Raw genomic sequence first — 12,859 nt, forward strand, 5'->3', positions numbered from 1 at the left:
GGTATGCCGATCGCGCGGCATACCCCGCGATGGGCATAGTCGGGAAGCGCGCCGCGAAGCCGCCGGACCAAAACCGGGTTGCCACCGCTCCGTAGACTGGATCCATGGCCAAGAAAGCGAAGAAGTCCGCCAAGGACGAGCCGGCCAAGAAGGTCGTCGCGAGCAACCGCAAGGCGCGCCACGACTACCTGATCGAGGACACCATCGAGGCCGGCCTCGTGCTGACCGGCACCGAAGTGAAGAGTCTGCGCATGGGACGCGCCTCCCTCGTCGACGGGTATGCCGACGAGCGGCACGGCGAGTTGTGGCTGGAGAACGTCCACATCCCCGAATACATCAACGGCAACTGGACCAACCACGCCACGCGCCGCCGCCGCAAGCTGCTGATGCACCGGCACGAGATCGACAAGTTGCTCGGCAAGAGCAACGAGGCCGGGCACACGTTGATCCCGCTGTCGCTCTACTTCGTGAACGGCCGGGTCAAGGTGGAGATCGCGCTGGCCAAGGGCAAGCGGCAGTACGACAAGCGGCAGGCCCTGCGCGAGCGGCAGGACAACCGCGAGGCCGAGCGCGCGATGTCGCGCGCAGTGCGCCGGGCGCACAGCCAGGCCCGCTGACCGACGCAGGATCATCCTGCGGAGGGATGATTCTCCCAGGCCGGCGACTTATGCTCGGTGAATGAACGCGCCATACAGCCGCCGTCCCTGGCTGCGCTGGATCGCACCGGGGGCCGCGCTCGCCACCATCGTCGCCGGCTCCCAGCTCGCCGCGCACTGGCCCGCCGAAGCCGCCACCAACCTGCCGCCGCGCACCGCCGCGCAGCTGCTGACCGATCTGCAGCGCGCCCAGCCGGTCGCGCTGTCCGGCACCGTCACCGCCACGATGTCGCTCGGGCTGCCCGAGCTGCCGACCGCGGGCAGCAGCAACCCGACGGATCCGATGACCCTGCTGAGCGGCACCCACACCGCCAAGGTTTGGTATGACGGCGGCCGGCAGAGCCGGGTCGCGGTGCTGGGGGAGTCCGCCGAGACCGATGTCATCACCAACGACAAGGGGCTGTGGGTCTGGCAGAGCGCCGACACGTCGGTGCTGCACGTCGCACCGCCGAAGGGCGGGCCACTCGCCGGAAAGAGGGGGCTGCCGCACGGCCCGGCGACGCGCCCGGGCAGCTCGACCCCGAACGCTGCGCAGCTGCGCACCCCGGAGGGCGTCGCCCGCTGGGTGCTCACGATGCTCGACCCGACCACTGCGGTCAGCACCACCAGCAACGACCGGGTCGCCGGGCAGGCGGCATACGAGCTGGTGCTGCGGCCGAAGACCGCCGCCACCAAGATCGGTTCGATCCGGATCGCGATCGATGCCCGCCACCACATCCCGCTGCGCGCCGAGGTCTTCGCCCGCGGCGCCGGCAAACCGGCGATCAACGTCGGCTTCAGCTCCATCAGCTTCACCGCCCCACCCGCGAGCCGTTTCGACTTCACCCCGCCGCCGGGCGCGAAGGTGACCACGCCGAAGTCGCTGATGGCCGCGCCGCACACGGTGCGGCACCCGGCGCTGCGCAAGCCTGCGGCCACCGCATTGCCGCACGTCGTCGGCACGGGCTGGTCGTCGGTGCTGGTGGGCACGATCCCGGCGAAGTCGACTGCAGACACCAAGGATCAGAGCCTGCAGAGCGCGTTGAAGCTGTTGCCCGAGGTCTCCGGCAGCTGGGGCCGTGGGCACCTGCTCGACACGGCACTCTTCAGCGCGGTCATCACCGATGACGGACGGTTCGCCGTCGGTGCGGTCCAACCGGCCACCTTGTATGCCGCCCTCGGCTGACCCGTCTGCCGCGCCCGGCACTCTGCCGAACGAGTCGTATGCCGTCGAAACCCACGGGCTGACGAAGGTTTTCGGCTCGCAGCGAGCGGTGGACGGCATCGACCTGCGGGTCCCGGCCGGCAGCGTCTACGGCTTCCTCGGACCGAACGGCTCAGGCAAGACGACCACGATCCGGATGCTCCTCGGCCTGGTCGCACCCACCGGTGGCGGCCACGAGATCCTCGGCCATCCGATGCCCGCCCACCTGACCACGGCGCTGCACCGCGTGGGCTCGCTCATCGAAGGCCCGGCCTTCCACTCGCACCTGTCCGGCCGGGCCAACCTGCGTCGCCTCGACGCAGCCGACGCCCGGTCCGATGCGGCCACGAGTCGGCAGCGCATCGAGGACGCGCTGGACCGAGTCGGGCTGAAACCGGCTGCGGACAAAAGGTTCCGGGCCTACTCACTGGGCATGAAGCAGCGCCTGGCGATCGCCGCGGCGCTGTTGACACCGCGCGACCTGCTGGTCCTCGACGAGCCGACCAACGGACTCGACCCGCAAGGCACCCGGGAGGTCCGTCACCTGGTCGGCAGTCTCGCCGCGGACGGCATCACGGTCCTGATCTCCAGCCATCTACTGGCCGAGATCCAACAGATCTGCTCGCACATCGGTGTCATGCGCGCCGGGCGGCTCGTCGCGCAGGGCAGCATCGAGGAGCTGCGCGCCACCCAGACCGCGCAGCTGGTGGTGCACACTCCGGACGCCCGGCAGGCGCTGCAGGTGCTGGACGGCCTCGGGGTCGCCGGCCTGCACGCGACCGGCGAGGTCGTCACCGGCATACCCGAAGGTCAACCCGCAGAAGACCTTTCGGCGGCGCTCGGCGCTGCCGGTGTCCGGTTGCGCCGATTCGCCATCGACCGGCCCAGCCTGGAGGATCTCTACGTGTCACTCACCGGCGAGGGCTTCGAGGTGCGCGCATGACCCACACCCCGCTACTGCGTTTCTTCGGCTCCGAGCTGCGCCTCATCATGGGGCGGCGCCGCAACCAGGCCGGGTTGCTCGTCCTGGCCGCCATGCCGATCTGTCTCGGCGTCGCGGTCCGGCTCACCGAGAGCAACCCGCGCGGGGGAGGGCCGCCCAGCTTCGTGGACGACATCGTCGGCAACGGAGTCTTCCTGGCCTTCGCCGCGCTCACCTTCGAGCTGACGCTCTTCTTCCCGCTGGCGATAGCCATGGTCTCCGGTGACGCGATCGCCGGTGAGGCGCACGCCGGCACCCTGCGCTATCTGCTGACGGTCCCCGCCGGCAGGACCCGGGTGCTGGTGGTCAAATACCTTGGCATCGTTGCGGGTTCGTTCATCGCCGCGTTGACCGTGACGATCGTGAGCGCCCTCGTCGGCGTGCTGCTGTTCGGCACCGGACCGCTCACCACGCTGTCCGGTGACCGGATCTCGCTCGGCATCGGCCTGTGGCGGCTGCTCATCTCCGCCCTGTATGTCGCGGTCGGGCTCTGCGCGCTCGGCGCCCTCGGCCTCTTCCTGTCCACCCTCACCGAGCAGCCCATCGCCGCCACGGTCGCGGTCATGATCGTCACAGCGACCATGTGGGTGCTGGACGCCATCCCGCAGATCGCCTGGCTGCACCCCTGGCTGCTGGTCCATCGTTGGACGGCGTTCGCCGAGTTGATGCGCAATCCGCCCGACTTCAGCGGGATCCGCGACGGTCTGCTGCTCGCGCTGGGTTATGCCGTGGTGTTCCTGCTGGCCGCCTGGGCCCGCTTCGACGGCAAGGACATCACCAGTTGACGGCTCGGCTCAGTCGACGACCTTGCGGGCCAGCCGCCACTGCGTGATCGCGGCATACCCGGCGGCCAGCACCAGCAGCATCACGATCTCGAGCACGAACACGCCGGAGGAATGCTTCCACAGCGGATCGGTCTGCGAGGCCAGGATGTTGCGGACGTCGGTCGTCGCGGCGGAGGCGGCATACCCCCAACGGGCCGGCGTCAGCCAGGAGAACTGCTCCAGCCCGACTCGCCCGCCCACCGGGAAGAGCCCGCCGCACAACGCCAACTGCGCCATGATCGAGATGACCAAGGCCGGCATGGCCTGCTCGGAGGTCATCACCACACTCGACAGCAGCAGGCCGAGCGAAGCCGCGGCGAACGCCGTCAGCCAGCACGCCACGATGATCTCCACCATCGGCGAGCCGAGCAGCACCGCGCTGTCCGGCATCGGCTTGCGGATGCTCACCAGGGCGACCATCAGGATCGACTGCAGCAGGGTCAGCACGCCGAAGATGGTCAGCTTGCCGGCCAGGTAGGCCTGCGGCGACAGCCCGACCGCCTTCTCCCGGTGATAGATCGCCCGCTCACCGACCAGCTCCCGGATGGTCGCCGCGGTGCCCATGAACACCGCACCGATGATCAGGAAGACCAGCAGTTGCAACGGCTCGGTGGTGTGGAAGGGCACCTGGTCGGGACCCTTGCCGATCGGCGGCTGCTGCTGCAGGCCGAAGTCGCCCGGCACCAGCATCGCGACCAGCGCCAACGCGATCGGCAGCACCAGCATGAACGCCGAGTAACCACGGTCGGCGAGTATGACGCGGACGTGCCGCCGGGCCAGGGTGGACAACTGGGAGGGGATGCTCTGCTGCCGCGGCGGCTTCTCCAGCGGCGGCGGCTCCCGGCGCGGCGCGCGCAGCGGTCCCTCGACCTGTTCGTCCTCCAGCGGCGACTCCTTGAAGCGCCGCTGGGCACCGTCCGGGTCGGCGGTGACGGAGGTGAACACGTCGGCGAAGTCGACCGCGCCGAAGAAGGACAGCAGCTCGTTGGGCGGGCCGAAGTAGGCGACCTTGCCGCCCGGCGCCAGCAGCAGCACCTTGTCGCAGACGTTGAGGTTGGCGACGCTGTGTGTGATCACGCCGACCGTGCGGCCGCCGTCGGCCAGTTGCCGCAGCGTCTGCATCACCTGTTTGTCCAACCCCGGGTCGAGCCCGGAGGTCGGTTCGTCGAGGAAGAGCAGGGACGGCTGGGTCAGCAGCTCCAGCGCGACGGAGGTGCGCTTGCGCTGGCCGCCGGACAGCTTGTCGACCCTGGTGTGGGCGTGCGCGGTCAACCCGAGTTCGTCCATCACCTCATCGACCCGCCGCTCACGCAGCTCGGCCGGCAGGTCGTCGGGGAAGCGCAGCTCGGCGGCGAAACGCAGCGCCTGTTGCACGGTCAGTTGCCGGTGCACCACATCGTCCTGGGGGACGACGCCGATGCGGTGCCGCAGGTCCTGGAAGTTCTGGTAGAGGTCCCGGCCGTCGTAGTAGACCTCGCCCTCGGTCGCCGGCTGCGAACCGATCAGCGCCTTCAGCATGGTCGACTTGCCCGCACCGGACGGGCCGATGATCGCCAGCAGGCTGGAGCCCTCGAGCGCGAACGACACGTCGTCCAGCAGCTTCTTGCCGTCGGGCAGGGTGAAGCTGAGGTGGTTGGCGACGAAGTTGACGTCGCCCTCGTCGACGCTGGCGACCAACTGCCCCTGGCGGACCGTGAAGCGGGAGTGGCCGACCGCCAGCAGATCGCCTTCCCCGAGATGGGCGGCCATGATGCGCTGGCCGTTGACATAGGTGCCGTTCCGGCTGCCGAGGTCCTGCACGTCATACCCGCCGCGCGCGGAGACCAGTCGAGCGTGCTGGCGGGAGGCGAGCAGATCGTCCACGACGATCTGGTTCTCCAGGCCGCGCCCGATGGTGATCGCGCCGCCGCGGCCACTCGCCGGGCCGGCGTCGACCGGCATCACCTGCGGTGTCGAGCCGGTGACCGTGGCATGGCCGGACCGGTCCAGCGGCGCGCGCTGCTCGAGCGGGCCGCTCGGCAACGAGTAGCGCTCGAAGACCACGCCGGTGTTGCTCGGCGACGACGGCAACGCCACCCGCTGTTTCGTGACCCTGGTCGGGAGCGGCTGGCTCGCCAAGCGCGCCCGGGCGGCGGCGGGCAGCTGACCGGGCGACACGGCGGCGGTGGCCGGCTGCGGGGTCCGGACGGCCGCGCGGGCCGGTGTCGCGGCGAACTGCAGTTGCGGTCCGGCGGCACCGCCGATGCGCAGGATGCTGCCCGGCCCGACCGGCGCGGGGGCACTGATCCGTGCACCGTCCAGGAAGGTGCCGTTGGAGCTGCCGAGGTCGGTGACGGTCAGCTGGGTGCCGTCCAGGTGCAACTCTGCGTGGCGTCGCGACGCGAGGGCGTCGGTGATCACCAGGTCGCAGTCGAGGCCGCGGCCGACCACGACGGTGCGGCCCGCGCCCACTGTGACGGTGCGCCCCTCGCAGGTGACGCTGACGGAGAAGTTGGTAGCGATGGCCACTGCCCCCATATATGTCGATGCGGCGCAGCGCTGCTGCGTCCCTTCCCGGGCTGCACCCTACCGAGATCCGGCCCGCCGGACGCCGCGTCGCTCAGACGTTGAGGAGCCAGCCGTCGCGGACCTCGAACGTGGCCGCGCCGATGCCGATGCGGTCACCCTCGGACAGGTGCGTGCGTTCGACGCGCCGCCCGTTGACGTAGGTTCCGTTGCGGCTGCCGAGATCTTCCAGGACGAGCCCGTCGGCGTCGGCGGTGATCCGCACGTGCTGCCGGGACACCAGCATGTCGTCCAGCACGATCGAGTTGCCGCGACCGCGGCCGATCGTGAGCGCCTCGGGCTCCTGATCCGCCGGCTCCTCCACCCCCGGCGTCGTGACCGTGGCGGCCTCGTTGATCGGCCCGCCCTGCTGTGCCGGGGATGCGGGGGCTGCCGGGGCGTCATACGACGGCCACTGCTGCTGCGGTGCCTGCTGGTCGGGCGCCGGCGGCTGGAAGTGCTCGGCGACCGGTGCGCTCGGCGCCGGGTATGGCGCGGGCGGCGCGCCCTGCGCGGCCTCCCGCGATGACTGCCAGTGCTCGGCCACCTCCTGCGCGGTCTGTGCGGTGCCGGCGGAGACCCACGGCTGGTCGTGCCCGGGAGGCGGCGTGAACTGCTGGGGAGCCTCCGGTGACTCCTGCTGTGGTGACTCCTGCCGCGTTGACTGCTGCCGCGTTGACTCCTGCTGCGGCGACGCCGGCGGGGCGAATGCCGCCGGACCCTGCCAGGGCGCCTGATCCGGCCGCGCCGGGCCGGACTGCCAGTCGATCCGGGCGGGCTGCGACTGGGCAGGCTGACCCCACTGCTGCTGGCCCTGGTCCGGCTGCGAAGGGTCGTGCGGGTTGCTCATCGAAGCCTCCATACAAGCGACATCTGCGGGGGAGCGCGGCCGAACGGACGCCACGCGCACTGGCGCCCAGCGTAACCCGGGGCGACCACCGACCGGTTTGCCTCCACTAACCTTGCGGGTAGGAGCCATCCACACGACCCGTCGCAGTTCGTTTCGTCGCAGCCTCTCGACGTCTCGCCGCAACTCATCGACAAAGGCAGGTGCTGATGACCGTCTCCGCCAACACCCCGCAGGACACCCCACGCCCCGCTCATGGACACCTGCCGACCGATCGGCACCGGGTGGTCATCATCGGCTCGGGCTTCGGTGGTCTCTTCGCCGCTCGCAAGTTCGCCGGCGAGGACGTCGACGTGACGGTGATCTCCTCGACCGCCTATCACCTCTTCCAGCCGCTGCTCTACCAGGTCGCGACCGGGATCCTGTCCGAGGGCCTGATCGCCCCGACGACCCGTGAGGTGCTGGCCAAGCAGAAGAACGTCGAGGTCGCCTTCGGGACGGTCCACGACATCGATCTCGAGGCGCACACGGTGACGGCCACCGCGCTCACCGTCGAGACGACCTATGACTACGACTCGTTGATCGTCGCCGCCGGCGCCGGTCAGTCCTACTTCGGCAACGACCAGTTCGCCGAGTTCGCCCCGGGCATGAAGAGCATCGACGATGCCCTGGAGCTGCGGGCACGGATCTTCGGCGCCTTCGAACTCGCCGAGCTGGCCGCCGCCTCTGGGCGCGAGCAGGACCTGGAGCGGTTGATGACCTTCGTCGTGGTGGGCGCCGGCCCGACCGGCGTCGAGATGGCCGGCCAGATCGCCGAGCTGTCCCGGCGCACCCTGCCACGCGACTTCCGGCACATCGCCTCGGAGGAGGCGCACGTCATCCTGCTGGATGGTGCCGACAAGGTGCTGGGCAGTTTCGGCTCGCGGCTCGGCAAGAAGGCCAAGCAGCGACTGACCGAGCTCGGCGTGGACGTCCGGCTCAACGCGATGGTCACCGACGTCGACGCCGAGGGCATCGAATACCGCTCACCGGACGGCAGCACCGAGCGTGTGCCGGCGCTCACCAAGGTCTGGGCGGCCGGTGTGCAGGCCAGCGGTCTGGGCAAGACTCTCAGTGAGCAGACCGGCGCCGACCTCGACAAGGCCGGACGCATCAGCGTCAACCCCGACCTCACGCTGCCCGGCCACCCCGAGGTGTATGTCGTCGGGGACATGATCTCGCTGGACAACCTGCCCGGTGTCGCACAGGTCGCCATACAGGGCGGGAAGTTCGCCGCGAAACAGATCGTGCACCGGCTCAAGGGCGAGGCCACCGACGCGCACTTCCACTACTTCGACAAGGGCTCGATGGCCACCATCTCCCGGTTTAGCGCGGTCGCCAGCGTCGGCAAGCTACGGCTGTCCGGCTTCCTCGCCTGGGTCATGTGGCTGGCCGTGCACCTGTGGTACATCATCGGCTTCAAGAGCCAGATCACCACCTTCTTCCACTGGGCGGTGTCCTTCCTCGGCCGCTCGCGGGGCGAGCGGACCGCGACCGAGCAGCAGATCTTCGCCCGCCTCGCCCTGCAGCAGCTCGGCGACGACTTCAACCCGCGGGTCGAGCTGGGCGTCGGACGACCGCTGCCCGAGCGTGCGCGCAAGGGCGACGACACCACCTCCTGACCGGCGCCGGACTCCCCGGACGAGCGCTACGGGAGCAGGTCCGTAGTGTGTGCCGACATGCGGCCTCATTACCCGATCGCCACCCACCGCCTCGACAACGGTCTGCGAGTGGTGGTCTCGCCGGATCATTCGGTGCCGACCGTGGCGGTCAATCTGTGGGTCGGCGTCGGCTCCCGGCACGAGCAACCCGGCCGCACCGGCTTGGCGCACCTGTTCGAGCACCTGATGTTCCAGGGGTCGGAGAACGTCGCCGAGGGTGAGCACTTCGCCGCGCTGCTGGCGCAGGGCGCCCAACTGAACGCGACCACCTGGGTGGACCGCACCAACTACTTCGAGGTGGTGCCCACCGGTGCCCTGGAGCTCGCGCTGTGGCTGGAGGCCGATCGGCACGGGCGGCTGCTGCCGGCACTGACCCAGGACAACCTGGACAACCAGCGCGACGTGGTCAAGGAGGAGAAGCGCCAGCGCTACGACAACGTGCCCTACGGCACCGCGTATGCCGAGCTGACCGCGCTCGTCTTCCCCGAGGGACACCCCTACCACCACACGACCATCGGCTCGATGGACGACCTGGATGCGGCATCGCTGACCGACGTGCGCGACTTCTACAGCCGTCACTACCGGCCGAACAACACCGTGCTCACACTCGTCGGCGACATCGAGCCGGACGACGGATTCGACCTGGTGACAAAGTATTTCGGTGAACTGACCAACCCGCAGGTGCCGCCACCGCGTCCGCTCGCCGCGCCGCTGCCGCCGATGGCTGAGCCGGGCCGTTTCGAACGCACCGGCGACGTGCCCTCCGACCGCCTCTATCTCGGCTTCCGGCTGCCCGCGGGCGGCACCGACGACTTCCTCCGCGCCGAGCTGGCCTTCGACCTGCTGGCCGGACTGGCCACCTCGAGGCTCTACCGGCGACTGGTGCGCCGGGATCAGATCGTCACGCACGTGTCCCGCAACGCCGGGGCCCGGGTCGACGGGACGTCGATGGGAGCGCTCATCGTCGACATCGCCGACGGGGTGCCGGTCGAGGAGGTGGAGGGTGCCATCGGCGCCGAGTTGCGCCGCCTGGCCACGGAACCGCCCACCGACACCGAACTGGCCGCGGCGCTCGCGGACGTCGAGCGCTGGTGGCTGCAGAGCCTGGCACAGCCCGATGAGCGCGCCGACGTCATCAGCGGCAACACCCTGCTGTATGACGACCCCGACCATCTCAACACCTATCTGGACCGGATCAGGGCGGTGACCGCATCGGAGGTCGCCGAGAGCGCCGCCACCTGGATCCGGCCCGAGGCGGCCGCCGCCGTGATCTACCGCAAGGAGCAGCACTGATGGTGCAACCGCGACCCGCCGTGCCCGTCGCCCGGCCCTGGCAGTTCCCGGCCGCCAGCCGGCACCTGCTCGACAACGGCATCGAGGTGCTGCTCTACGACCGGCCCGGCCAGCACATCACCTCGACCCGGCTGATCGTCCCGTCACCGATCGCGGTCGAACCCCGCGGGCTCGAAGGCGTCGCCACCCTGGTCGCGCGCACGATGGACGAGGGCACGCGTAGTCACACCGCCGACCAGATGGCCGAGCTGTTCGAGCTGGGTGGCATCGCCTATGGCGCGGGGTATGGCGCACGCGGTCTCACCGTCGAAACCGATTCCGCCGCAGCGCAATCGGCGCGTGGCTGGGAGTTGGTCACCGAGTGCTTGCGCGAGCCGGCATTCCCGCAGGAAGAGGTCGCCCGGCATGCGCGGCAGCGACTGGCCGAGATCGAGCACGAGGATGCCTCCCCGGACATGCGTGCCGCCAAGGAGTGGGCGGCCAACTTCTACGATCAGCGGTCGCGCGCCGCGCGGCCCGCCGGCGGCACCGCCGACACCGTGGCGGCGATCACCCCCGAGGACTGCGCCACGTTCCACGCACGGTGGGTCCGGCCCGAGGGAGCGACGGTCGTGGTCGCCGGTGAGCTGGACGAGGGCCAGACACTGCGCGACCTGCAGGCGACGCTGGGCACCTGGCAGGTGGAAGGCGCTGCGCCGCAAGACGATTCGCCTGCTGCCCTGGTTGCGCAGGGGCAGACTCGGGTGCGGTTCGTGCACCGGCCGGGTGCGGTGCAGACCGAGATCTACCTCGGGTCCTACGGACCCGACCGGCAGGTGGCAGGTGGCTGGGCGCCATACCCGGCACTCAGTTTCGTGCTCGGCGGATCGCCGAACGCCCGGCTGGACGCGGTGCTGCGCGAGGACAAGGGTTACACCTACGGGTTCCGGGCGGCGTTCCGTCCCCGCGTCGAGGGCGGGGTGTTCCTGGTCTCCGGCTCGGTCCGCAGCGACGTGACGGTGGAGGCGATGCGCCTGACGCTGGAGATCCTCGACGAGGCCCGTAGCGGTTTCACCGACGAGGAGACACGCGCGGCGACCGACTTCATCGGCAAGACGGCGCCGGCGCGCTACGCCACCGCGGACGCCGTCGCCGACGAGGCCGCGGTGCTCCGATCCAATGGCCTGGGAACCGAATTCGTCTCGGCATACCTGGAGCAGCTGGCGACGCTCACCCCGGCCGACCTGGACGCGGCGTGGGCGAAGTGGGCCGACGAACCCCGCACGATCGTGCTGGTCGGCGACGCCGACGCGCACGCCGACGGGATCCGCGAGCTCGGCATCGGTGAGGTCACCGTTGTGCAGCCCGCTTCCGCCGACGCGCCGACCGGACGGTGAGCGGCCCCACCAGGCGCGGACCGGAGAGTCGCTGCTCGAGGCGGCGGCCCTCCCGGCGCAGCGGCTGCGCGACGTATTCCCCGAAGATCACGCCGGCGGCCAGGGCGAGCAGGATGACCGAGGCGTTGATCAGCTCGACCAGGCCGCCGGGTTCGTCGGCGGACAGGTGCGCCAGGCCGCGGTAGATCGACAGACCGGGCAGCAGGGGAACGACCCCGGCCACCACGAGCACCAGCGTCGGCACCTTGATGCGCGCGGCGATGGTGTAACTGACCAGACCGACCAGGACCGCGGCGATCGCCGAGGGCCACGAGACGCCGAGGCCCGCACGGTAGGCGAGGATGAACGCCGACGCCGACACCAGGCCGAGGACGCCGGTGGGCAACAGTGCCCGGGCGGGCGCGTAGGACGAGAACGCGAACGCAGCGGAGGTGATCGCGCCGCCGATCGCCATCTGCGGCAACGAGGGGTAGGCGCTCGCCCCGGGCGTCAGGTTCACCAGCTTCACCCCGACCGCGGTCGCGATCGTCAGACCGCCGCTGACGCCGGCGATGACTCCCGCAGTCGCCAGCGTGGCCTCGAGCGATCGTGCTGCCGCGGTCAACGGGAAACCGGTGAGGGCGTCCTGCACCGCACCCATATAACTCACCCCGGCCAGCAGCAGGATGATGCCGGCGCTGACGATCCGGCTGGGATGCTCGCTCAGGCCGGTGGCGATGACGAACACGGCCAGCAGGGTGGCGAAGAGGCCGCCGGCGACCTGCTGGTAGAAGGTCGGGAGCCGCTGCCGGCTCAGGTAGCGCTGGATGACGTCGATGCCCATGGAGCCGAAGAAGGCCGCGGCGATGACGATGGGGCGTGCGCCGAGCAGCAGGCCGACTCCCAGACCCATCACGCCCCAGCCGAGCGTCACCACACGACGGGAGCGCTCGTGACCGGAGGAGACGATCTGGGCCAGCGCCGCACGAGCCTCCTCGCGGTCGATCCGGCCGGACACCAGGTCGCGCACCAGCCAGTCGACGCGGGTCAGGTCCTCGTAGTCGATCTCGCGTTGGGTGACGTTGCGCACCTGGATCAGGCCGGGGTCGTCGGGGGACTGCTGGTGGGTCAGCTGCAGCTCGGTGAAGGTGACGCTGGCACTCACTCCGCGCAGCCCGCAAGCGATGCAGACGTTCTGCATCTGCACGCTCACATCGGCCGCGCCGGCACCGGACGAGAGCAACAGCTCACCGACACGCAGGGCCAGATCGAGGGTGGGATAGGTGTCGTCAGAGGTCATCGCCAGTAAGTGTGACCGATGGCACGAGAGGCCGTCGGGTCACCCTGGGATAGCTGGGATCTGTCGGGTCCTTTCGCGTCATCGTACGGTGGCAGGAGCCGTCCGAAGTTGACTCGGCCGGTGACTCTTGAAAACGTCGAAGGGTTGTCCACCCGTATTCGACAAGGAGCTGAGT

Annotated in this window: 10 protein-coding genes; 7 read left to right on the top strand and 3 right to left on the bottom strand. The window is 70.1% G+C overall.

Annotated features, from left to right (window positions below; translation table 11 throughout):
- Window positions 1-104 precede the first annotated feature (104 nt).
- The 4 genes from smpB to ACYVBN_RS01880 all read left to right on the top strand — a co-directional run bounded on the left by smpB (window position 105) and on the right by ACYVBN_RS01880 (window position 3,606).
- Window positions 105-617 carry an SsrA-binding protein SmpB gene (smpB, locus tag ACYVBN_RS01865; protein WP_440282295.1) on the top strand — a complete coding sequence of 171 codons (513 nt, stop codon included), beginning with the start codon at window positions 105-107 and terminating at the stop codon, window positions 615-617.
- Between the two features lie 61 nt (window positions 618-678).
- Window positions 679-1,821 carry a LolA family protein gene (locus tag ACYVBN_RS01870; RefSeq protein WP_460599051.1) on the top strand — a complete coding sequence of 381 codons (1,143 nt, stop codon included), beginning with the start codon at window positions 679-681 and terminating at the stop codon, window positions 1,819-1,821.
- Window positions 1,805-2,782: an ABC transporter ATP-binding protein gene (locus tag ACYVBN_RS01875; protein WP_460599052.1), complete on the top strand. Its 978-nt coding sequence runs from the start codon at window positions 1,805-1,807 to the stop codon at window positions 2,780-2,782. Before ACYVBN_RS01870 ends, ACYVBN_RS01875 begins: the two co-directional genes overlap by 17 nt.
- A complete protein-coding gene (locus ACYVBN_RS01880) occupies window positions 2,779-3,606 on the top strand; it encodes an ABC transporter permease (RefSeq protein WP_440282298.1) in 828 nt (275 codons plus the stop codon). Before ACYVBN_RS01875 ends, ACYVBN_RS01880 begins: the two co-directional genes overlap by 4 nt.
- 9 nt (window positions 3,607-3,615) lie before the next feature.
- Here the strand turns inward: ACYVBN_RS01880 and ACYVBN_RS01885 are convergent, their stop codons facing one another.
- Both ACYVBN_RS01885 and ACYVBN_RS01890 read right to left on the bottom strand, forming a co-directional pair.
- On the bottom strand, window positions 3,616-6,153 hold the full coding sequence (locus ACYVBN_RS01885) for an FHA domain-containing protein (protein ID WP_460599053.1): 2,538 nt from the start codon (window positions 6,151-6,153) through the stop codon (window positions 3,616-3,618).
- Window positions 6,154-6,244: 91 nt separating this feature from the next.
- Complete coding sequence (locus ACYVBN_RS01890) at window positions 6,245-7,039, bottom strand: FHA domain-containing protein (RefSeq protein ID WP_460599054.1); 795 nt, start codon at window positions 7,037-7,039, stop codon at window positions 6,245-6,247.
- Between the two features lie 206 nt (window positions 7,040-7,245).
- Between ACYVBN_RS01890 and ACYVBN_RS01895 the strand changes: the two genes are divergently transcribed.
- From ACYVBN_RS01895 to ACYVBN_RS01905, 3 genes are read left to right on the top strand one after another with little or no spacing between them, the layout of a single operon-like run.
- Window positions 7,246-8,697 carry an NAD(P)/FAD-dependent oxidoreductase gene (locus ACYVBN_RS01895; protein WP_460599055.1) on the top strand — a complete coding sequence of 484 codons (1,452 nt, stop codon included), beginning with the start codon at window positions 7,246-7,248 and terminating at the stop codon, window positions 8,695-8,697.
- 57 nt (window positions 8,698-8,754) lie between these two features.
- On the top strand, window positions 8,755-10,029 hold the full coding sequence (locus ACYVBN_RS01900) for a M16 family metallopeptidase (protein ID WP_460599056.1): 1,275 nt from the start codon (window positions 8,755-8,757) through the stop codon (window positions 10,027-10,029).
- Entirely contained in the window at window positions 10,029-11,405 is a 1,377-nt protein-coding gene (locus tag ACYVBN_RS01905; protein ID WP_460599057.1) for a M16 family metallopeptidase, read from the top strand. Before ACYVBN_RS01900 ends, ACYVBN_RS01905 begins: the two co-directional genes overlap by 1 nt.
- Here ACYVBN_RS01905 and ACYVBN_RS01910 read toward each other — a convergent pair.
- The gene (locus ACYVBN_RS01910) at window positions 11,359-12,684 is read right to left on the bottom strand and encodes a threonine/serine exporter family protein (RefSeq protein WP_460599058.1); all 1,326 of its coding nucleotides are present in this window, start codon (window positions 12,682-12,684) and stop codon (window positions 11,359-11,361) included. The genes ACYVBN_RS01905 and ACYVBN_RS01910 overlap by 47 nt on opposite strands.
- Window positions 12,685-12,859: the final 175 nt, after the last annotated feature.

Source organism: Flexivirga lutea (genome assembly GCF_054778955.1).